Below are 19,369 nucleotides of genomic sequence, written 5' to 3' on the forward strand. Positions count from 1 at the left end.
CGCTTCGCTCCGGGTCCCCTCACTCCGGCCTTGCTCCCGGGAGGACCGCGCTGAACGCCCCATCCTGGGGCGCAGCGCTTGACGGGCATCCATGCCCGTCACCTCCCTCCGCAAGACCTGCGTTCGGCCTCCTGAAGTCGCGAAGTTACGGGCGGTGCCTGCACTAACGCAGCTAGTCGCTAGTTGCCATCGTGGGAACTCTAGACCAACATCGCGGGGCAAGCCCGCTCCCACGATAGTTTGACTATGTGATTCAACGTGGGAGCGGGCTTGCCCCGCGATGACGTAATGAAGAACAACATAACATCCACTAACAAAACCAACATATCTGCTCTTGATCTGTTCTTGATCTGTTCTTGATCTGTTCTTGATCTGTTCTTGATCTTGCTTCTAAGTGCGCGGTAGTTCAGGCGACACAAATTGCGACTTCAGGAGGCCGAGTGGAGTTCTTGCGTAGTGGGGCGACGGCCATGGATGGCCGTCGAGCGCTGCGCCCCAGGATGGGGCGTACAGCGCGGTACCCACGGGAGCAAGAACGGAGCGAGGGAACCCCGTAGCGAAGCGTAGGGGCCGTATGAACGGAGCCGAACGGTTTTGCCTACTTTTGTCAAGACAAAAGTAGGTCGCCGTAAAGGCGAAAGGGTGACTAAATGTCGACATCTTCTACGAATGCGCTCACAAAAAACAAAACTATCGCCCCGAACCCGAACCCGAACCCGAACCCGAACCCGAACCCGAACCCGAACCCGAACCAAACCCCAACCCAAAGAAAAAAAGGAACCGCAGCGCCAGGGGAGAACCAACGCCACGGTCCAAGGGGAAACCCCGTCACTGCTGGGTAACAGTCGCCATATTGGCATTCCCGAACTGCGTAATGGTGGCCGTCTGACTAGCCCCACTCTGGTCGACAAACGCCTGGTTCCCATTCCCCCCCTGGGTCACGTAGGCGAGGTTGACCCCATCGGTCTGCTTGATGGTCGCCTCGTTGCCACTGCCATACAGCTGATAGGTGTAGCTCTGGTTGCCACTGCCCGACTGCTCGAGGGTGATGCTGCCGCCATTGCCGGCGGCCAGGCCCTCGGCGTAGTTGGCGGTGCCGCGCTGGTCGGCGATGAGCAGGTTGTCGCTGCCGTTCTGCTCGAAGTACAGCTCGTTGTTGCTGTCGGCCTGGCGGGTCTCCATCTGGTTGCGGTTGCCATCCTGGTTCAGCCGGGCGATCTGGCTGTTGCCTTCCTGGGTGAGGTTGACCCCGTTGCCATTACCGGCCTGGTTGATCTGCGCCTGCTGGCCGACACCGAACTGCCCGCCGGACTTCTCGCCCTTCCAGTTGCTGGCCATGATCTTGTTGGCGTTGCCCACCGTGCTGATGGTCAGGCTGTGGTTGTCACCGGTCTGGTAGGTGAAGTGCAGGTTGTTGTTGCCCACCTGGGAAATACTGGTCACCGCCTGGTTGGTCTCGTACTGGTCCGACCAGCTGGCGTTGCCACGGCCGGTCTGGCTCAGGCCTGCGCTGTTGGCCTGGCCGAAACTCTGGTCGATGTAGCCTTCGTTGCTCTGGCCGTTCTGGTAGACACTGGCCTGGCTCGCGGCCTGGTTGTCCTGCCACACCTCCACCGAGTTGCCGGTGCCGTACTGGTTGATGCCGATGGTGCCGCCCAGGCCGTCGCGCTGGTCGCCGTAGGCCCAGTTCTGCCGGCCCTCCTGGTAGATGGCGATATCGCCGTCCTGGTGGGTCATGTGTTCGGCGGCGGCCTGGTTGTCGCTGCCACCCTGCATGATCACGCTCTTGTTGTTGCTGCCGCCGAACAGTTGCTCGACCGTGGCGTCGTTGCCATGACCGGACTGCAAGGTGGTGGCCTGGCTGCCGTACTGGGTGTCCTGCCAGATGACCGAACGGTTGCCGCTGCCTTGCTGGACCTGCAGGGCTTCGTTGTTCTCGCCCACCGACTGGCTGGCGAAGGCGTCGTTGAGGCTGCCGCCGGCCTGCTGGGTGATCTGGCTGCCGTTCTCGAACAACTGCTCGGCGTAGCCGGCGTTGAACGAGCCGGTGGCGCTCTGCTGGATATGGCTGGTGCTGCTGTCCTGCAGGGCCATGTGGTTGTGGTCGTGGCCAGCCTGGTTCTGCGTGGCCGAGGCGAACGGCGCCTGGGTCTGCTTGACCTCGGCGATGTTCTGGTTGCCCTGTTGGGACTGGGTCGAAGTGCTGTCGTCGGCCATGGCCTGGCCGGCAAGGGCCAGGACGATGGCAGCACTCAGGGGGGCGAGCTTGTGCATGGTATTGCCTCCAGATCTGACGATGAGGGCCTAGCGGTACTGGGTGATGTGGACCTGCTGGCCGTTGCCGGCCTGGGTCACGGCGCTGTTGAGCCCCGTGCCGCGCTGGTCGATGGTGGCGCTGTTGTGGTTGCCGATCTGCTCGATGGCGGCGCTGTTGCCGCTGCCGCTCTGGCGGATCGTCGCGTCGTTGCCCTGGCCCTGCTGGCTGATCGCGGCCGTCAGGTCGCTGCCTTCCTGCAGGATGTAAGCCTCCTGCGCGCCCCCGGCCTGGACGATCCGGCCCAGCAGGGCCTGGCCGTTCTGGTCGAGGGCGGCGCGGTTGCCGGTGCCCAGTTGCTCGATCACCACGACCTGGCCGGCGCCGCTTGGCAGCAGGCGCAGCACCAGGGGCTCGCCCAGGTCGCTGCCGGCGGCGAGGTCGGCGTTGTCCATCAGGTCGTCGGCCCAGGCCTGGCCCCCGAGGGCCAGGCACAGCAGCAATGCAAACAGGGCGTTCATGGCATCCTCCCGGCGCTACTGCACGACCACGTTGGTGGTGCGCGTGGTGCCCTGGCTGCTGGTCACGGTCGCGGTTGGGGCGGCGGTCGGGATCAGCGTGGTGCTGTTGCTCACCGTCAGGCGCCAGCGGCCGGTGACCGGCACGGTGGTGGTGCCCAGGGTCTGCACGCCGCTGGTGGTGGTCACCCGTACCGTGATGGTGTTGCCGGTGGTCACTGACGACGTGCCGCTGATGTCCCAGTTGAAGCGGTTGTTGGAGCGCGCCGTGACCGTCGCCGCGGTGACCGCGAAGGTCTCCTGGGCCGGTCGTGGCGATACCTGCACCGTGACCGTGCCGGGCGTCGAGGTGGCGCCAATCGCGTCACGGGCGACATAGGTGAAGCTGGTGGTGAACGCTGCGGTGACCGTGGCCGGTGGCGTGTAGGTGATCACGTTGCCGTCGGTGCTCACCGTGCCGCGCCCGGCCGGGGTCGGCTGGGTGACGCTGGCGATGGTCAGTGGCAGGTTGCCTTCCGGGTCGGTGTCGTTGGCCAGGGCGTTGATGGTCAGTGGCACGCCGAGGGTGGCACCGCTATCGGCCACTGCGGTCGGTGCACGGTTCGGCGCGACGTTGACGGTCACGGTGGTGACTGGCGACTTCAGGCCCTTGGCGTCTTGCGCGCGGTAGCTGAAGGTCGCCACCAGCGGCGAGGTGGCCCCGGCCGGTGGGGTGTAGGTCACTGCCGTGGTGCCGTTCATCACCACGCCGCCCAGGCCGGTGCCCGGTTGGGTGAGGTCGCTGATGCTCAGCGGCACGTTGCCGTCAGGGTCGCTGTCGTTGGCCAACAGGTTGAGGGTAATCGGTATGCCGACGCTGGTATTGCCGTTGTCAGCCTGGGCCACGGGCGGCTGGTTCTCGGCCTGCACCGGAGCGCTGCCGACCACCACCACCGGTTCCACGTCGACACCGCCATGTGCCGACTTGACCGTGATGCTGGCAGGCGGCTGGGCCAGGTCGTTGACCGTGAGGCTTTGCTGGACACCGGACTTGGACATCCGTCCGAAGCCCTGGACCAGCAAGTCCGGCACCACGACTTCGTCGCTGGAACGGGCCTCGATCAGCAACCGCTTGGCGCTCCAGTCATAGCGTGCCGTGCCCACCTTGACCACATCGCTGAGCTTGCTCGACAGCGATGTCGGGCGCGTGGTGCCGGCCGGGCTGCTGGCGGTGACCACCACCACCGACGGTGGCACTGCCTGGCTCAGTTGCTGGTTGAAGAACAACCCGTTGTTGTCGGCGAGCATGCTGAACTGGCATGGAGAAGGCGGCGAGCCGACCAGCGCCAGGCCGTTGCGCAGGCACAGGCTGGCGCTGTTCGGCGCCTTGGCGAAGACTTCGACGCGGGTGCCCGCGGCGTTGCGCTGGTAGGTGGCGCGTTCCAGCGTCGCCGGGGTTTGCTGGCGTTGGTCGAGGACCTTGCCGGAGACGGTGAAAACGTTGGTCTGGATGGTGCCCGCCGGGCCCTGGATGCGCACGAAGTTGGTGTTGTTCGGGCTGCCGGTCACCGCCTCGGTGATGTTAGGGTCGCCGACGAAGGTCTCGGTGGCGCCGGTGTCCGGGTTGACTTCGCTGTAGGGGCCGCCGACACCGCGCAGGAACGGGCCGAGGTTGCCGTTCAGCGCACCGCTGAAGTTGCCGGGGGCGCCGATGCCGATGTCGCGGGTGATGTTGATCGCCCGCCGGCCCGCCGTGGTCACGTTGACCGTCTCGACCCCATACGGGTGGGTGATGGTGTAGGTGCCGGTGCGCGGCACCGAGGCGCGGATGCGGATGCGGGCGAAGCTCTGCTGGTCGCCATTGACCGGATTCTCGGCGGCGAAGGCTGCCTCAAGGCCCGCGACGTAGACTTCCAGCTCGTAACCACTGTTGCCTACCTGGGGGATCTCGGTCTCGGCCAGGAACCAGAACATCTCTGGTGGCCAGTTGTCCGGGAACACCAGCGGCAGGGCATCGTCATAGACCCCGGGCTCGGGCAGCAGGGTGCACATGTAGGCCGGAGCGCCCGGGCCGCCCGGTGACCGGGTGCTGGTGGCACGCGACTGGCACAGCTCCAGGGCGAGGTTGTTGGCGTCCTTGTACCACATGGGGTAGCCCCCGGTGGCGAAGGTGTAGGGGCCGGGGTCGACCTCCGACAGCGCGGCCCAGGCCGCGCTGCTGAGGGTGAGGGTGAAACCGGCGGCGCAGAGTGCGCGACGCGACCAAGTATTCATGCTGCCTCCTTGAAGGCGTGTCCTGTTCATGGCACCAGCACCACGTCTTCGCTGTCGCTGCCGCCATGGGCGCTGGTGACCTGCACCGTCGCTGGCGGGATCGGCGAGAGCCCGGTGGTCAGGGTCTTGACCGCGCCGTTGCCGCTCAGGCCGCCGATCAACGCACCATTGCCGGTGCGGGCGGTGAGGGCCGGCGGGTTGGTCTCGTCGCTGCTGCTGGCCACCAGGGTCAGCTGGCCGCTGCCCAGGCTGTATTCGGCGCGGCTGATGGTCACCAGGTCGGTCAGCGGCATCGGTGCGCTGGTCGGGGTGCTGGTGGCGATGGCCAGGCTGTTGTCGGCGGTCACCTGCAAGGTCAGCGGCAGGGTCGGGTTGAGTGGCGACTGGGCGTACCAGGCACCGGTGCCGTTGGCCTCGCCGAGGGGCAGGGTGGGTGTCTGGCTGGTCAGGGTGACCGTGGCGGGCGCCGGCGGGGCCATCACGAACACATCCTGCTGGGCGCGCAGGTCGCCATTCACGGTGTGCCGCGAATAGGTGCTGCGCAGCGGGATCAGCGGTGTCGGGCGGTTGACCGTGGACAGCTTGCCGGAGATGGCGAACAGCTCGGTACGCAGGTCGATGCCGTTGGGCCCTTCGATGCGCACGAAGTTGGTGTTGAACGGGCTGCCGGTGACCGGCTCTTCCAGGTTCGGGTCGCCGATGAAGCGTTCGCTGGCGCCGGTGCCCGGGTTGGTCTCGGTGTAGGGGCCGTTGACGCTGCGCAGGAACGGCCCGACATCGCCCCTGAGCGCGCCGCTGTAGTCGCCTGGCGAGCCTATGCCGATGTCGCGGGTCATGTTGATCGCCCGGCGTCCGCCGGCCGCCACCTCGAACACATCGACACCATAAGGGTGGGTGATGGTGTAGGTACCGGCCACCGGCACATCGACGCGGATGCGCACCCGGGCGAAGCTGACCTGGTCGCCATCCACCGGTTCCTCGGCACTGAACGCGGCTTCGATGGCCGAACCGTAGCTCAGGTCGATACCGCGGGCGGCATCGACGATGGCGGCGTCGGCGGTGAACCAGAACGCTTCGTCAGGGAAGTTGCTGGGGAAGACGACTGGCTGGGTGTCGTCGAACACGCCGGGCGTCGGCAGCAGCGTGCACATGTACGAGGGCGCGCCGGGAGCACCGGCGACCCGCGAACTCACCGCCTTGGACAGGCACAGGTCGAGCACGCGGCCGTGGCTGTCCTGGTACCAGGCAGGGAACTTGCCGGTGGGCAGGGTATAGGGGCCGGTGTCGACCGCATACAGCGCAGCCTGGGCCGGGAGCTGGAGCAGGCCGGCGAAGATCGCCACGGCCAGCGGGTGGGGTGTCGGTCGGTGCATGAGTTGCTTCCTCCTGCAAACGGGCCCATGGGTTGGGGCGTCTGGGGAGGGATCGGCAACTGTTGTGCCAGGTTTCGCAGGGGCAGGTGAAATGGCTCTGGGGTAGGGGTTTCAGCGCCTCTGGCAACTGTCCGGCGAGGTCATGCGGGTGGGCAGGTGGACCCAGCATTGGGGAATGGGGGCAGGGCTGTGAAGTGTTTGTCGCGAAGGTTTCTGCTGCCATGCACCCGATGACCCCACGCCATTTCCGCCTGGTCGATGCGTTCCCGGTGACCGGCAAGGTACAGACGTTCAGGCGGGGTGAGATCAGTATCGAGGAACTGGCAGGCGCGGCCGATCGATAGCCACCCTGTTCGTCAGGCTTGTGGTCGGGCGCCGTTGAGGAACAGCTGTTCGACCGTCTGCGCAGTGTTGGCACTGGCGGCGCGGCCACGGTGCTCGGCATCGACCATGCCGTAGATCATGGTCATGAACATCTCGGTGAACACCGCCGCGCTGATGTCGATGCGCAGCACGCCCAACTGCTGGGCGCGCAGGAAGAACGCGTCCATGGCCTGGATATACGCCTGCCAGCGCAGATCCTCGGTGTCGTTGAGCAAGGTGTCGGGGCGGTACTGGAACATCAGGAACATCAGTAGTTCGCGGTGTTTGAGGTGTTCGGCGATCAGGTGACGAATGCCGGCCAGCGGCTCGGTGCGGTCCAGGTCGGCTTCGAGGATGACCTGGTTGAGCACTTGCTCGCCATGGTCTTCCAGCAGCTTCACCAGGTTGTCGCGGGTGCCGCAGAAGCGGTGCAGGGTGGCCTTGCTGACCCCGGCGGTTTCCGCCAGCTCCTTGAGGGTGGCGCGGGGGTGGACGACAATGGCCTGGGCCAACGCCTTGAGCAGGCGTTCTTCTTGGAGGGATCTACGCATTAGGACCTCAGTCGGGGTTCGGCTGTCGGGCAGGCGAAAAGAGACGAAAGATCCATAACTGTATCATATGAGACTAATAAATCTCATGGATTGAACAATTCATCGCGGGTCAAGGCTGCTCCACTGTGGGAGCGGGCTTGACCCGCGATGGCAACGTCAGATCGGATAATGCTTCAGCTCACGGGCGATCAGCATCCGCTGGATCTCGCTGGAGCCCTCGTAGATCTGGGTGATCCGCGCATCCCGGTAGTACTTCTCCACCGGGTAGTCTTCCAGGTAGCCGTAGCCGCCGTGCACCTGGATCGCCATCGAGCAGACCCGTTCGGCCATTTCGGAGGCGAACAGCTTGGCCTGGGAGGCCTCCGACAGGCAAGGCTTGCCCGCGCTGCGCAGACGCGCGGCGTGCAGGATCAGCAGGCGGCTGGCGTTGATCTGCACTTGCATGTCGGCCAGCAGGTTGGCGATGCTCTGGTGCTCGTTGATCGGCTTGCCGAACTGGATGCGCTCGCGGGAGTAGGTCAGTGCCGCCTCGAATGCCGCGCGGGCGATGCCCAGGGCCTGGGCGGCGATGCCGATGCGCCCGCCTTCGAGGTTGGACAGGGCGATGGCCAGGCCCTTGCCACGCTCGCCGAGCAGGTTGGCGGCCGGGATGCGGCAGTTGTCCAGGGTCACCGCGCAGGTGTCGGAGGCGCGGATGCCCATCTTGTGTTCGCTGCGGTCGACCTTGAACCCGGGGTTGTCGGTGGGCACCAGGAACGCCGAGAGGCCTTTCTTGCCCAGGTCCGGGTCGGTCACGGCGAAGACGATGGCCAGCTTGGCGCGGCGGGCATTGCTGACGAACTGTTTGGCGCCATTGATCACCCACTGGCCATCGACCAGTTCGGCACGCGTGCGCAGGTTGTGGGCCTCGGAGCCGGCCTGGGGCTCGGTCAGGCAGAAGCAGCCGATCACCTCGCCGCTGGCCAGTTTCGGCAGCCAGGCCTGCTGTTGTTCAGGTGTGCCGTAGGCCAGCAGCGGGCCACAGCCCACCGAGTTGTGGATGCTCATCAGCGCCCCGATGGCGCCGTCGCCGGCGGATATTTCCTCCACCGCCAGGGCATAGGCGACGTAGTCGGTGTAACTGCCGCCGAACTGTTCCGGGGCGACCATGCCGAGCAGGCCCAGTTCGCCCATCTTGCGCACCACGTCATCGTCGATCCAGCCGGCCTTTTCCCAGGCCTGGGCATGGGGGGCGATCTCGCCGCGGGCGAAGTCGCGGGCCATGTCGCGGATCATGATCTGTTCTTCGCTCAGTTCCAGGTCTTGCATCTGTGTACTCCCGGGCTCACAGGCCTTCGAAGAATTGGTCGACGCGCTGCGCGGTGAGTTCGCCCAGGGTCGGCGGGTTCCAGCGTGGCTGCTTGTCCTTGTCGATGATCAGGGCGCGCACGCCCTCGATGATGTCGCCGTGGGCGAACCACTGGCGGTCGATGTGCAGTTCCATGGCGAAACAGTCTTCCAGGCTCAGGTGGCGGCCACGGCGCAGCAGTTCCAGGGTCACGGCCATGGCCAGCGGCGAGCGGGTCTCCAGCAGGGCGGCGGTATCCAGCGCCCACGGGTGGCTGTCGCCGATGGTCACGGCGCGCAGCTGTTCGATGATGCTGGGCAGGTCGGGCAGGGCGAAGAAGTGGTCGATCACCGGGCGCAGGCGCGCCAGTGGGGCGTCTTCGAGCACCTGGGTGCCGAGCTTGGCCAGCAGGCCCTGCAGGTCCTTGAGCGGATGCTCGCCGAACACCAGGCGGTTCAGGCCTTCATCCAGCGCGGCCAGCTTGGCGCTGTCCAGGTGCCAGTCGGCGAGGCCGCAGTACAGGGCGTCGGCGGCCTTGACCTGGGTGCCGCTGACGCCCAGGTAGATGCCCAGCTCGCCGGGCACGCGGGACAGGAAGTAGCTACCGCCGACATCCGGGAAGTAGCCGATGCCCACCTCGGGCATGCCCAGGCGGCTGCGCTCGGTGACGATGCGCAGGTCGCAGCCCTGGGCCAGGCCCATGCCGCCGCCCAGGGTGAAACCGTCCATCAGCACCAGCACCGGCTTGCGGTAGCGGTGCAGGCACAGGTCCAGGGCGTACTCCTCGACGAAGAAGTCTTCGTGCAGTTTCTCGCCGGCCTTGTAGCTGTCGTGCAGCGAACGGATATCGCCGCCGGCGCAGAAGCCCTTGGGGCCCTCGCCACGCAGCATAACGGCGTGCACCTGCGGGTCCTGCGCCCATTGGTCGAGGTGGTGCTGCAGGCTGCGCACCATGTCCAGGGTCAGGGCGTTGAGGCCGGCGGGGCGATTGAGGGTGAGGTGGCCAATGTGGTTGCGGACCTCGGCCAGTACCTGATCCGTTGCCGAGGGTTGAGCGTGCGCGGTCATCGCGGTCTCCCTGCTTTGTTATTGATTTTCCAAGTGAAGTCCTGGAGTGCGCGAGCGGATCGGTCGATCCTGTCATGCAAAATTACCTTGCACAATTGGCAAATCTGCAGGGCGCCCCTGCATTTTTGTCCTCACGCGCGCTCTTGGCCGAGGCAGCCACTGTAGCAACTACCGGTTACCTGTAGCAGCGGAGCTTGCCCCGCGATAGCGTCGCTACAGGCAGAACGACGGTCGCCTCTCACCCCGAAGGGTGATAGCCGCCCCGTCCCCCCCATGAAACAATCCCGGCCAGCACTCACCCTGGCGGGGAAGACAATAATGAGCAATGCCCAGCTGAATTCGCCCGACTGGTATGCGCAGATGGCCCGCGTGGTCGACGCCATCGGCACTCCAGGCTTCGTCGAGGCACTGTTCGCCGCGCTCAACCAACTGGCGGCGTGCCAGGCCATCACTGTGTTCCTGTACCCGCGCAAGGGCCTGCCGTCGGCGCTGTTCGCCAAGGACGACGAGGGGCCTTGGCTGCCCGAGGGCAACGTGCAGAAGTACCTCGAAGGCTACTACCTGCTGTGCCCGTTCTACCGTGCCTGCATGGACGGCGTGCCCGCCGGTTGCTATCGCCTGAGCGACGTCGCTCCCGACCACTTCAAACGGAGCGAGTACTACACCTCGTTCTACCAGCACGCGCACCTGGAGGACGAACTCAACTACCTGGTGTCGCTGGACGCCCAGCTGACCATCGCCGTGGCCTTGGGCAGCACCCGGCGCCTGGGCAGCCGTCAGGTGGCCGAGCTCAAGTGTGTCGCCGCCTGGGTGGTGGCGGTGGTGCGCCGTCACTGGGGGCAGCTGGATGCGGAGGCACTGGGCGGGCGTTTCGAAAGCGCGCTGGGGCGGCAAATCAACGCCGCGCTGAACAACTTCGGCTCGTCCTTGCTCACCGAGCGTGAGTGCCACATTGCCCAGTACCTGCTGCGCGGCCATTCCACGCGTTCGCTGGCCGAGCGCCTGGGCATCAGCGAAGACACGGTCAAGACCCACCGCAAGAACCTCTACGCCAAGCTCGATATCGCCACCCAGGCCGAGCTGTTCTCGCTGTTCATCGCTTCGCTGGCCCAGGCCCAGGAAGGCTTGAGCAAGGACCCGCTGGAAAGCTACCTGCGACGGCGCTGACACACCGCTTCACCTCATCCAGACAACGACAATCACCGGCCCGCGTGTGGCCGGAGGGGAGACCTGCGTGCATACGAAAAGCGATTGGCTGCAGCGCGCCGCGCGGCAAAGCTTCATCACCACCGCGTTGATCGACGGACGCCCGGTAGCGGCCCGCGACGGCGCCACCTTCGCCGCCATCAACCCGGCGACCGAGCAGTGCCTGGCCCAGGTCGCCGCCTGCGCCGACAGCGAGATCGACCAGGCGGTGCGCGCCGCCCGCCGTGCCTTCGAGCATGGCCCCTGGGCGCGCATGGCGCCGGCCGAGCGCAAGCGCGTGCTGCTGCATCTGGCCGAGTTGATGCTGGCCCACCGCGAGGAGCTGGCGCTGCTCGATTCGCTGAACATGGGCAAACCGGTGATGGATGCCTACAGCATCGACGTACCCGGCGCGGCCCAGGTGTTCGCCTGGTATGGCGAGGCGCTGGACAAGCTCTATGACCAGGTCGCCCCGACCGCCGCCAGTGCCGTGGCGATGATCAGCCGCGAGGCGTTGGGTGTGGTCGGCGCGGTGGTGCCCTGGAACTTCCCGCTGGACATGGCCGCCTGGAAGGTCGCTCCGGCGCTGGCGGCAGGCAACAGCGTGGTGCTCAAGCCCGCCGAGCAGTCGCCGTTCTCGGCCCTGCGCCTGGCCGAACTGGCCCTGGAGGCCGGGTTGCCGGAGGGCGTGCTCAACGTGGTCCCGGGCCTGGGCGAAACCGCTGGTCGTGCCCTGGGCCTGCACCCGGACGTGGACTGCCTGGTGTTCACCGGCTCCACCCAGGTGGGCAAGTACTTCATGCAGTATTCGGCGCAGTCGAACCTCAAGCAGGTGTGGCTCGAATGCGGCGGCAAGAGCCCGAACCTGGTGTTCGACGACTGCCGCGACCTCGACCTGGCGGCGCAGAAGGCCGCGTTCGGCATCTTCTTCAACCAGGGCGAGGTGTGCTCGGCCAATTCGCGGCTGTATGTGCAGCGCTCGATCCACGACGAGTTCGTCGAGCGCCTGCTGCGCCAGGCCCGCGAATGGCTGCCGGGCGACCCGCTGGACCCGGCCAGCCGTGCCGGCGCCATCGTCGATGCCACGCAGACCGCGCGTATCGAGGCTGCCATCGGCCAGGCCCGGGAGCAGGGCGCGCGTCTGCGTTGCGGCGGTGAGCGCCTGAGCGTGAACGGCTCGCGCAACTTCATCACGCCGACGATCTTCACCGACGTCCGCCAGGACATGGCCCTGGCCCGCGACGAGATCTTCGGCCCGGTGCTGGCGGTCAGCACCTTCGACGACGAGGAGCAGGCCATCGCCCTGGCCAACGACAGCGTCTATGGCCTGGCTGCGTCGGTGTGGAGCGACGATCTCAACCGCGCCCACCGCGTGGCCAGGCGGCTCAGGGCCGGCACGGTGTCGGTCAACACCGTCGACGCCCTGGACGTGACCGTGCCGTTCGGCGGCGGGCGCCAGTCCGGATTCGGCCGCGACCTCTCGCTGCATTCGTTGGACAAGTACACCCAACTCAAGACCACCTGGATCCAGCTGCGCTGACATTCACCCGAGGAGAACAACAATGAACGCACCCATCACCCCGGCGACCGGCAAACGCGATACCCGCGACTACCAGGCTGGCGACGCCGCCCACCACATCCATGCCTTCCTCGACCAGAAGGCGCTCAACGCCGAAGGGCCGCGGGTCATCACCCGCGGCGAGGGCCTGTACCTGTGGGACAACGACGGCCGCCGCTACCTGGACGGCATGTCCGGCCTGTGGTGCACCCAGCTCGGTTATGGCCGCAAGGACCTGACCGCCGCCGCGGCCGCCCAGATGGACCAGCTGCCGTACTACAACATGTTCTTCCACACCACCCACCCGGCGGTGATCGAGCTGTCCGAGCTGCTGTTCAGCCTGCTGCCCGGCCACTACAGCCACGCCATCTACACCAACTCCGGCTCCGAGGCCAACGAGGTGCTGATCCGCACCGTGCGCCGCTACTGGCAGGTGGTCGGCCAGCCGCGCAAGAAGATCATGATCGGCCGCTGGAACGGCTACCACGGCTCGACCCTGGCGGCCACGGCGCTGGGCGGCATGCAGTTCATGCACGAGATGGGCGGGTTGATCCCGGATGTGGCGCATATCGACGAACCTTATTGGTTCGCCGCAGGTGGCGAGCTGACCCCGGCGGAGTTCGGCCGCCGTTGTGCCCTGCAACTGGAGGAGAAGATTCTCGAACTGGGCGCCGAGAACGTCGCCGGTTTCATCGCCGAGCCGTTCCAGGGCGCCGGCGGCATGATCTTCCCGCCCGAGAGCTACTGGCCCGAGATCCAGCGCATCTGCCGCCAGTACGACGTGCTGCTGTGCGCCGACGAGGTGATCGGTGGTTTCGGCCGCACCGGCGAATGGTTCGCCCACCAGCACTTCGGCTTCGAGCCGGACACCCTGTCCATCGCCAAGGGCCTGACCAGCGGTTACGTGCCCATGGGCGGCCTGGTGCTGAGCAAGCGTATCGCCGAGGCGCTGGTGGAGCGGGGCGGGGTGTTCGCCCACGGGCTGACCTATTCTGGCCACCCGGTGGCGGCGGCGGTGGCCATCGCCAACCTCAAGGCCCTGCGCGACGAGGGCATCGTGCGCCGGGTCAAGGACGACACCGGCCCGTACCTGCAGCGCATCCTGCGCGAGGTGTTCGCCGATCACCCGTTGATCGGTGAAGTGCAGGGCACCGGCCTGGTGGCAGCCTTGCAGTTCGCCGAGGACAAGGCCACACGCAAGCGCTTTGCCAACGAGAACGACCTGGCCTGGCAGTGCCGCACCTTTGGTTTCGAGGAAGGGGTGATCATCCGCTCGACCCTGGGGCGGATGATCATGGCGCCGGCCCTGGTGGCCAGCCGTGGCGAGCTGGATGAACTGGTGGAGAAGACGCGTATCGCGGTGGACCGTGTGGCGCAATCGGTGGGCCGAGGCTGAAACCCGGGGCGCGCAGGCGCCCCTTCGACGGTAAGGCGTCAGCGCCGTTCGCGCTGGCGCAGCGCCGTCACCGTCTCGCCGGCCACCCCCCAGTTGTCGGTGGGCACCTCCTCGATGACCACGAAGGTGCTCGCCGGTGGCTTGTTCAGCACCTGTTCAAGCAAACGCGTGGTGCCTTCGATCAGCTGGCGTTTGTGTTCGGCGGTGACGCCTTCTTCGGTGACGCGGATATGGACATAAGGCATGTGCGTGGCTCCCGTTTCAGTGCCAGGTGCCGGCGGTGCTGCCACCGTCGATGGGCAGGACGGCGCCGCTGACGAAGCGCGCGTCGGTCAGGTACAGCACGGCGTTCACCACGTCCTCGGGCTGGCCGGTGCGTCCGCTCGGCGACAGTGCGCCGAGGCCTTCGGTGTTGCCGTTGTGCAGCGGGGTGTCGATGATCCCCGGGGCCACGGCGTTGACCTGCACGCCGCTGGCAGCGAGTTCCAGCGCCAGGCCCTTGACCGCCTGGTTCAGCCCGCCCTTGACCAGCACCGGCAACAGTGCAGGCACACGGGTGTCCGGTTGCAGCGCCACCGAAGCGGTGATGGCCACGATATGCCCGTGCCCTTGCGCCTTCATCAGCCGGGCGGCGGCCTGGGCGGGGTAGAAAAAGCCCTTGAGGTTGGTACCGACCAGCGCGTCGACATCGGCCTCGGTGTAGTCGGTCACCGGTTTTGGGATGAAGATGCCGGCGTTGTTGACCAGGATGTCGACCCGGCCAAAAGCTTCCTGGGCGGCGGCGAACAGCCGCTCGGCGGTGGCTTTCTCGGCGATGTCGCCGGCCACGCCGACAAAGCCAGGCGGGTTGCCCAGGCGGGCGGCGGCCTGGTCCAGGCGAGCCTGGGTGCGGGCATTGCCGACCACGTTGTCGCCACGCCCGAGGAAGGCCTGCGCGAGGGCGAAGCCCAGGCCGCTGGAGGCGCCGGTGATGATGACGGTTCTTGCGGTGCTCATGGGGAAAGTCTCCGGTAGTTCGAGCCAGTGCTCGGGTGTGCAGTCACTCTAGGCTGTGAGGCTGACTTGAAAAATGAGGCGCGGGGCATTTCAATCGATACATCATGTAATCAATCGAGCCACCCATGACCCGCCACTTCGATGACCTGCAACTGGGCAGCCTGGAGCTGTTCTGCCTTGCCGCCGATGCCGGCAGCTTTACCGAGGCCGCGACCCTCGCCAGTGTCACCCCCGCAGCGGTGAGCCGCTCGGTGGCGCGCCTGGAGGAACGCCTGGGCGTGCGCCTGTTCGTGCGCACCACCCGGCAGATGCGCTTGAGCGAGGCCGGCCAGGCCTACTACCAGCATTGCCGCCAGGCATTGGGTCAGCTGGTCGAGGCCGAGCGCCAGGTCACCGGTGGCCAGCTCGAGCCCGCAGGCTGCCTGCGCATCAGCGCGCCGACGCCTTACGCCCATCACCGCCTGTTGCCGCTGCTGCCGCGCTTTCGCCAACGCTATCCGCGAGTACAGGTGGACGTGCATGTGAGCAACCGCAACGTCGATTTCGCCGAAGAGCATTTCGACCTGGCGATCCGTGGCCGCGCACCGGCCGACTCGCGGCTGGTGGCCCGGCGCCTGGAAAATGCCGAACTGGTGGTGGTCGCCACCCCGGACTACCTGGCCCGGGCGGGTGTGCCACAGGCCCTTGAGGACCTGGCCGGGCACCAGTGCATCCAGTTCGAACTGCCCAGCAATGGCCGGCGCCCCCCTTGGAGTTTTCGTCGCGAGGGGCAATGGGTCGAGCTGCAAACCCAGGGTGACTTCACCTGCCTGGGCGACTTTCTCGCCACCACCACCCTGGTGCGTCACGGCGGCGGCCTGATGCAGGCCTACCGGTTCACCGTGCAGGACGCCCTGGACAGCGGCGAGCTGGTGGAGGTGCTGGCCGGGCATGGCGGCACGTCGCGGCCGTTCATGCTGGTCTACCCCCAGGCCCGGCACATGCCGCTGAAGGTCCGCGTGTTCATCGACTTCCTGGTGGCCGAGGTGGGTGTACCGTTGGGCTGAAGCCCTGTGGCGGCGACCTTGGCGGACTATGCTCTGAGCTGCGTCGGTGAGCTGGCCGACGAATATTCCGGCAGTCAGGTTGTTTCCCAGGAGAACACTCCATGAAATCCATGACACTGCTAGTGATAACTTGCGTACTGAGCCTCGCCGCCCATGCCGAGGATGGCCCGGCGACCAACTGCGATGCCAAGATCAAGGACCTGGAGTACATCAGCAAGAGCGATGGCCAGGCCTTGCATGGCGGCATGGCCGCGGACTACCACAAGCTGCTCGAGCAGGCCAAGGCCGCCCAGGCCAAAGGCGACATGACCACCTGCCAGGCCTCGGCCGACCGTGCCAAGACGATCTACAACAAGGCGCGGGGCAAGTAGGCGCCGTTCGAAACTTCTCGGGGGACAAGTCCGCTCCAGCAGGAGCGGGCTTGGAGGCAGCCCCGGCAAACGACCGGTTGGGCCTCTCGCGGGCTCTGGTGTAAGCTCTTCCAGTCCTTCCCACGAGACCGCCGCATGACCTCGCCCAGCCCGCGCCTGGACAGCCTGCTCACCGGCAGCGCCCGGCCATTCACCCGCCCAGGTTCCCTCAGCGCCATCGACAAGCAACCCCACCAAGGCCCCTTGCAGGTGACCTTGCTCGGTATCGCCGGTGACGAACAGGGCGATCTGCGCGTGCACGGCGGCGTCGAGAAGGCCATCCACCATTATCCCCGTGATCACTACCCCGACTGGGCCGCAGAACTCGGAGAACACCCCTTGCTGACCCGGCCCGGTGCCTTCGGCGAGAACTTCAGCAGCAGCGGCTGGCGCGAGGCCGATGTGTGCCTGGGTGACCGTATCCGCGTTGGCACGGTGTTGCTGGAAATCTCCCAGGGGCGCATGCCGTGCTGGAAGCTCAACGACCGCTTCGACGTGGCGCAGATGGCCCTGCGCGTGCAGCAAAGCGGACGCACCGGCTGGTACTACCGGGTGCTGGAGGAGGGTGAGGTACAGGCGGGCGATACCCTGCAACTGGTCGAGCGGCCCTATGGCCAGTGGTCGGTGGCACGGCTTTCGGCGGTGCTGTTCGACAAGCAGCTGGAGCCCGGCCTGTTACGTGAATGCCTGGAGTTGCCGCTGGTGCCGAACTGGCGTCGCACCCTGGAAAAGCGCCTGGAGCAACGCCAGGTCGAGGACTGGACTTCGCGCCTGCAAGGTCGCAGCGAAGGCTGAGCGGCATCGCGCACAACATTTACCCACACAAGGAATGCCCCATGGCCTTCGAACTGGATGATCGCCTGGTCATCGGTGTCGCTTCCAGCGCCGTGTTCGACCTGAGCGAGTCGGACGCCGTGTTCCGCCGCGACGGCGAGGCGCAATACCGCAGGTACCAGGAGCAGCACCTGGATGTGCCGCTGGGCAAGGGCATCGCCTATCCGTTCATCAAGCGCCTGCTCGCGCTCAATGACCTGCGCGGCGATCCAGAAGACCCGCTGGTGGAGGTGGTGTTGCTGTCGCAGAACGACCCGGACACCGGCATGCGGGTGATGAAGACCATCGGTCACTACGGCCTGAACATGACCCGGGCGATCTTCACCCAAGGCCGCTCGCCGTATGAGTACATCCCGGCGTTGAACATCGCGCTGTTCCTGTCCGCCGACAAGCAGCACGTGGACGCCGCGATAAAGGCCGGTTACCCGGCGGGGCAGGTGTTGGATTCGAAGTTCGACGACGATGAAAGCGACGACAACCTGCGCATCGCCTTCGACTTCGACGGCGTGCTGGCCGGCGATGAGTCGGAAGCGGTGATGCAGTCGGGCGGCCTGGGCAGCTTCCACGCCCATGAAGTGATCAATGTCACCCAGCCGCACAACCCCGGCCCGCTCAAAGAGTTCTTCGTGCGCGTTGCCCGCATCCAGGCGGCCGAGGAACAGCACAAGCTGGCCAATCCCAGTTACGAGAACCGCCTGCGGGTGTCGATCGTCACGGCGCGCAACGCACCTTCACACGAGCGGGCGCTCAATACCCTGAAAAGCTGGGGGGTGATGGCCAACGACGCGTTCTTCCTGGGCGGTATCGAGAAGCGCAGGGTATTGCAGGTGCTCAAGCCGCATATCTTCTTCGATGACCAGTCCGGGCATCTGAAGAGCACCAGCACGGTGGTGCCGTCGGTGCATATCCCGTTTGGCGTGACCAACCGGGCAGGCTGACTGCTGGCGCCGCACCTGCGGCGCCAGGTCGCCCAGGGCCGTCAGTGATCTGCCAACCTGTCATCCTGTGACAGCAACGCCTGGGCCAGCTCTTCGTCACTGGCCTGCAGCCCCGGATTAGCCTGGCGCACCTGCGCCAGCGCCGCTTCCAGATAGGCCCCGCGAATGGCCCCGCCGCTGGCGACGAAGGCCGACAGCTCGTCGCGGGCCGGGATGATCCGTTTGTCGTCCTTGAAGGTCGAGTACAGCGAGGCGGAGACCCCCGCCGAGGTGGCGACGTCCCCGGCATCGACGCGGGCCAGGGCGGCACCGGCAGGGAGCAGGAGCAGCAGCGAGGGAACGAGCAGTAAGTGGCGCATGGCGAGTCCTCCGGAAAGGTGATGCCCAAGGGTGTTACTGCATGTTCATAAGAGCGGCGCCGGGTGTCAGGAGTTCCTTGCCACGCATTGTCCTCTGTTTGAACGTAAGGCCTCGCATGGCGCACACAGCGCCGCCCGGCGATTTGTCTTAAGATGGCATCCCCGATGCGACCGCTGGTCGTGCGTTTGACCGTTGAAAGGATTCCTCTTCGTGCTAGTTCGTACTCTTGCTGTATCCAGCCTGTTGTTTTTGGCCGGCTGTGCCCAATCACCCTCGACCCCTGACGCTGCCGCTCAACCTCACGCCAAGGCCATCGAGGCATTCGCCGCTGTCTGCCTGAAGACCGCGCCAAGCTTCGACGGCGCGGCCGAGGCCGCTACCCGCGCCGGCATCGTCGAGTTGCAGGACATGGGCTTCATGCGCATGGGCTTCAGCGCCGACAAGAGCCTGGCGGTGCAGCTGTCTGCCAAGGAATGCGTGATCACCACCCCGAATCAGCAGGACGACAGCCTCACCGGGCAGCTGCTGGCTGCGGCCAAGCCCTATTCGCAATCGCCGCTGGCCGCCAGCGTGCCGACCAAACTGCGCATTCAAGGCGAGACGTTCATCCTGCACCATGACCGCAAGGGCGGGGAGGCGTATGTGCTGATGCGGTCGAACTGAGCAGTTGCGTTCGCTCAGTTTGCCCAAATTGACCTCGGCCTTTGCCCATGATTTGCTCGCTGTCCTGCAGCCTGCCAATCAAAGGAACCGGATGCCATGGCCGAATATACGCTGCACTGCTTTGCCGAGTCGGGAAACGCCTACAAGGCCGCGCTGATGCTGGAACTCACCGGCCAGGACTGGGCGCCGGTGTTCGTCGATTTCTTCCATGGCCAAACCCGCGGGCAAGACTGGCGTGACGGGGTCAACGAGCAAGGGGAGAAGTGGGTTCCTCCG

The 19,369-nt window shown here is 66.1% G+C and carries 19 protein-coding genes and 1 pseudogene; 10 read left to right on the forward strand and 10 right to left on the reverse strand.

Going from position 1 to position 19,369, the window contains the following annotated elements; genetic code table 11:
• Positions 1-828 precede the first annotated feature (828 nt).
• Genes ABZO33_RS25825 through ABZO33_RS25840 form a run of 4 tightly spaced genes read right to left on the reverse strand, consistent with a single transcriptional unit; the run spans position 829 to position 6,398 of the window.
• Positions 829-2,274 (reverse strand): curlin, encoded by a 1,446-nt coding sequence (locus ABZO33_RS25825; RefSeq protein ID WP_414538356.1) that lies wholly within the window; start codon positions 2,272-2,274, stop codon positions 829-831.
• 30 nt (positions 2,275-2,304) lie between these two features.
• The gene (locus tag ABZO33_RS25830; RefSeq protein ID WP_414538357.1) at positions 2,305-2,775 is read right to left on the reverse strand and encodes a curlin; all 471 of its coding nucleotides are present in this window, start codon (positions 2,773-2,775) and stop codon (positions 2,305-2,307) included.
• A gap of 15 nt (positions 2,776-2,790) precedes the next feature.
• Positions 2,791-5,025: an Ig-like domain-containing protein gene (locus ABZO33_RS25835; RefSeq protein ID WP_414538358.1), complete on the reverse strand. Its 2,235-nt coding sequence runs from the start codon at positions 5,023-5,025 to the stop codon at positions 2,791-2,793.
• A 26-nt stretch (positions 5,026-5,051) separates the two neighbouring features.
• A complete protein-coding gene (locus ABZO33_RS25840) occupies positions 5,052-6,398 on the reverse strand; it encodes a hypothetical protein (protein WP_414538359.1) in 1,347 nt (448 codons plus the stop codon).
• 221 nt (positions 6,399-6,619) lie between these two features.
• Between ABZO33_RS25840 and ABZO33_RS25845 the strand changes: the two genes are divergently transcribed.
• On the forward strand, positions 6,620-6,742 hold the full coding sequence (locus ABZO33_RS25845) for a hypothetical protein (RefSeq protein ID WP_414538360.1): 123 nt from the start codon (positions 6,620-6,622) through the stop codon (positions 6,740-6,742).
• Between the two features lie 12 nt (positions 6,743-6,754).
• Here ABZO33_RS25845 and ABZO33_RS25850 read toward each other — a convergent pair whose 3' ends face one another.
• The 3 genes from ABZO33_RS25850 to ABZO33_RS25860 form a co-directional block, all read right to left on the reverse strand.
• A complete protein-coding gene (locus tag ABZO33_RS25850) occupies positions 6,755-7,312 on the reverse strand; it encodes a TetR/AcrR family transcriptional regulator (RefSeq protein ID WP_414538361.1) in 558 nt (185 codons plus the stop codon).
• 156 nt (positions 7,313-7,468) lie between these two features.
• Positions 7,469-8,620, reverse strand: a complete 1,152-nt coding sequence (locus tag ABZO33_RS25855) for an acyl-CoA dehydrogenase family protein (RefSeq protein WP_414538362.1) — start codon at positions 8,618-8,620, stop codon at positions 7,469-7,471.
• A 16-nt stretch (positions 8,621-8,636) separates the two neighbouring features.
• A complete protein-coding gene (locus ABZO33_RS25860; RefSeq protein ID WP_414538363.1) occupies positions 8,637-9,707 on the reverse strand; it encodes an enoyl-CoA hydratase/isomerase family protein in 1,071 nt (356 codons plus the stop codon).
• Positions 9,708-10,025: 318 nt separating this feature from the next.
• Here ABZO33_RS25860 and ABZO33_RS25865 point away from each other — a divergent pair, with 318 nt between their 5' ends.
• The 3 genes from ABZO33_RS25865 to ABZO33_RS25875 all read left to right on the forward strand — a co-directional run bounded on the left by ABZO33_RS25865 (position 10,026) and on the right by ABZO33_RS25875 (position 13,846).
• Positions 10,026-10,874: a helix-turn-helix transcriptional regulator gene (locus ABZO33_RS25865; RefSeq protein WP_414538364.1), complete on the forward strand. Its 849-nt coding sequence runs from the start codon at positions 10,026-10,028 to the stop codon at positions 10,872-10,874.
• Between the two features lie 67 nt (positions 10,875-10,941).
• Positions 10,942-12,432: an aldehyde dehydrogenase gene (locus ABZO33_RS25870; protein WP_414538365.1), complete on the forward strand. Its 1,491-nt coding sequence runs from the start codon at positions 10,942-10,944 to the stop codon at positions 12,430-12,432.
• A 22-nt stretch (positions 12,433-12,454) separates the two neighbouring features.
• Positions 12,455-13,846 carry an aspartate aminotransferase family protein gene (locus ABZO33_RS25875; RefSeq protein WP_414538366.1) on the forward strand — a complete coding sequence of 464 codons (1,392 nt, stop codon included), beginning with the start codon at positions 12,455-12,457 and terminating at the stop codon, positions 13,844-13,846.
• Between the two features lie 38 nt (positions 13,847-13,884).
• Here the strand turns inward: ABZO33_RS25875 and ABZO33_RS25880 are convergent, their stop codons facing one another.
• Positions 13,885-14,091: a tautomerase family protein gene (locus ABZO33_RS25880; protein WP_046855364.1), complete on the reverse strand. Its 207-nt coding sequence runs from the start codon at positions 14,089-14,091 to the stop codon at positions 13,885-13,887.
• A gap of 16 nt (positions 14,092-14,107) precedes the next feature.
• On the reverse strand, positions 14,108-14,842 hold the full coding sequence (locus tag ABZO33_RS25885) for an SDR family NAD(P)-dependent oxidoreductase (RefSeq protein WP_414538367.1): 735 nt from the start codon (positions 14,840-14,842) through the stop codon (positions 14,108-14,110).
• A gap of 125 nt (positions 14,843-14,967) precedes the next feature.
• On the opposite strand from ABZO33_RS25885, the gene ABZO33_RS25890 reads away from it, so the two are divergent.
• From ABZO33_RS25890 to ABZO33_RS25905, 4 genes are all read left to right on the forward strand, one after another.
• Positions 14,968-15,888 carry a LysR family transcriptional regulator gene (locus ABZO33_RS25890; protein WP_414538368.1) on the forward strand — a complete coding sequence of 307 codons (921 nt, stop codon included), beginning with the start codon at positions 14,968-14,970 and terminating at the stop codon, positions 15,886-15,888.
• Between the two features lie 101 nt (positions 15,889-15,989).
• Positions 15,990-16,259 carry a hypothetical protein gene (locus ABZO33_RS25895; protein WP_414538369.1) on the forward strand — a complete coding sequence of 90 codons (270 nt, stop codon included), beginning with the start codon at positions 15,990-15,992 and terminating at the stop codon, positions 16,257-16,259.
• 135 nt (positions 16,260-16,394) lie between these two features.
• A complete protein-coding gene (locus tag ABZO33_RS25900) occupies positions 16,395-17,093 on the forward strand; it encodes an MOSC domain-containing protein (protein ID WP_414538370.1) in 699 nt (232 codons plus the stop codon).
• A gap of 41 nt (positions 17,094-17,134) precedes the next feature.
• Positions 17,135-18,070, forward strand: coding sequence for a 5'-nucleotidase (locus tag ABZO33_RS25905; protein ID WP_414538371.1), 936 nt, complete (start codon positions 17,135-17,137; stop codon positions 18,068-18,070).
• A 41-nt stretch (positions 18,071-18,111) separates the two neighbouring features.
• On the opposite strand, the gene ABZO33_RS25910 is transcribed toward ABZO33_RS25905, so the two are convergent.
• Positions 18,112-18,429 (reverse strand): DUF2388 domain-containing protein, encoded by a 318-nt coding sequence (locus ABZO33_RS25910; protein WP_111533246.1) that lies wholly within the window; start codon positions 18,427-18,429, stop codon positions 18,112-18,114.
• Between the two features lie 211 nt (positions 18,430-18,640).
• On the opposite strand from ABZO33_RS25910, the gene ABZO33_RS25915 reads away from it, so the two are divergent.
• Together ABZO33_RS25915 and ABZO33_RS25920 are read left to right on the forward strand one after the other, a co-directional pair.
• Positions 18,641-19,093, forward strand: coding sequence for a hypothetical protein (locus ABZO33_RS25915; RefSeq protein ID WP_414538372.1), 453 nt, complete (start codon positions 18,641-18,643; stop codon positions 19,091-19,093).
• Positions 19,094-19,189: 96 nt separating this feature from the next.
• Positions 19,190-19,354, forward strand: a pseudogene (locus ABZO33_RS25920) (glutathione S-transferase); the annotation flags it as partial.
• Between the last annotated feature and the right edge of the window lie 15 nt (positions 19,355-19,369).

It is taken from the genome of Pseudomonas sp. CAM1A (assembly GCF_047501685.1).
In the GTDB taxonomy this organism is placed as follows: Bacteria; Pseudomonadota; Gammaproteobacteria; order Pseudomonadales; family Pseudomonadaceae; genus Aquipseudomonas.

What these genes read in the sequence shown, in the direction of transcription:
- ABZO33_RS25825 (WP_414538356.1), bottom strand. Translation starts at nt 2,274, where the DNA reads ATGCACAAGCTCGCCCCCCTGAGTGCTGCCATCGTCCTGGCCCTTGCC.
- ABZO33_RS25830 (WP_414538357.1), bottom strand. Translation starts at nt 2,775, where the DNA reads ATGAACGCCCTGTTTGCATTGCTGCTGTGCCTGGCCCTCGGGGGCCAG.
- ABZO33_RS25835 (WP_414538358.1), bottom strand. Translation starts at nt 5,025, where the DNA reads ATGAATACTTGGTCGCGTCGCGCACTCTGCGCCGCCGGTTTCACCCTC.
- ABZO33_RS25840 (WP_414538359.1), bottom strand. Translation starts at nt 6,398, where the DNA reads ATGCACCGACCGACACCCCACCCGCTGGCCGTGGCGATCTTCGCCGGC.
- ABZO33_RS25845 (WP_414538360.1), top strand. Translation starts at nt 6,620, where the DNA reads ATGCACCCGATGACCCCACGCCATTTCCGCCTGGTCGATGCGTTCCCG.
- ABZO33_RS25850 (WP_414538361.1), bottom strand. Translation starts at nt 7,312, where the DNA reads ATGCGTAGATCCCTCCAAGAAGAACGCCTGCTCAAGGCGTTGGCCCAG.
- ABZO33_RS25855 (WP_414538362.1), bottom strand. Translation starts at nt 8,620, where the DNA reads ATGCAAGACCTGGAACTGAGCGAAGAACAGATCATGATCCGCGACATG.
- ABZO33_RS25860 (WP_414538363.1), bottom strand. Translation starts at nt 9,707, where the DNA reads ATGACCGCGCACGCTCAACCCTCGGCAACGGATCAGGTACTGGCCGAG.
- ABZO33_RS25865 (WP_414538364.1), top strand. Translation starts at nt 10,026, where the DNA reads ATGAGCAATGCCCAGCTGAATTCGCCCGACTGGTATGCGCAGATGGCC.
- ABZO33_RS25875 (WP_414538366.1), top strand. Translation starts at nt 12,455, where the DNA reads ATGAACGCACCCATCACCCCGGCGACCGGCAAACGCGATACCCGCGAC.
- ABZO33_RS25880 (WP_046855364.1), bottom strand. Translation starts at nt 14,091, where the DNA reads ATGCCTTATGTCCATATCCGCGTCACCGAAGAAGGCGTCACCGCCGAA.
- ABZO33_RS25885 (WP_414538367.1), bottom strand. Translation starts at nt 14,842, where the DNA reads ATGAGCACCGCAAGAACCGTCATCATCACCGGCGCCTCCAGCGGCCTG.
- ABZO33_RS25890 (WP_414538368.1), top strand. Translation starts at nt 14,968, where the DNA reads ATGACCCGCCACTTCGATGACCTGCAACTGGGCAGCCTGGAGCTGTTC.
- ABZO33_RS25895 (WP_414538369.1), top strand. Translation starts at nt 15,990, where the DNA reads ATGAAATCCATGACACTGCTAGTGATAACTTGCGTACTGAGCCTCGCC.
- ABZO33_RS25900 (WP_414538370.1), top strand. Translation starts at nt 16,395, where the DNA reads ATGACCTCGCCCAGCCCGCGCCTGGACAGCCTGCTCACCGGCAGCGCC.
- ABZO33_RS25905 (WP_414538371.1), top strand. Translation starts at nt 17,135, where the DNA reads ATGGCCTTCGAACTGGATGATCGCCTGGTCATCGGTGTCGCTTCCAGC.
- ABZO33_RS25910 (WP_111533246.1), bottom strand. Translation starts at nt 18,429, where the DNA reads ATGCGCCACTTACTGCTCGTTCCCTCGCTGCTGCTCCTGCTCCCTGCC.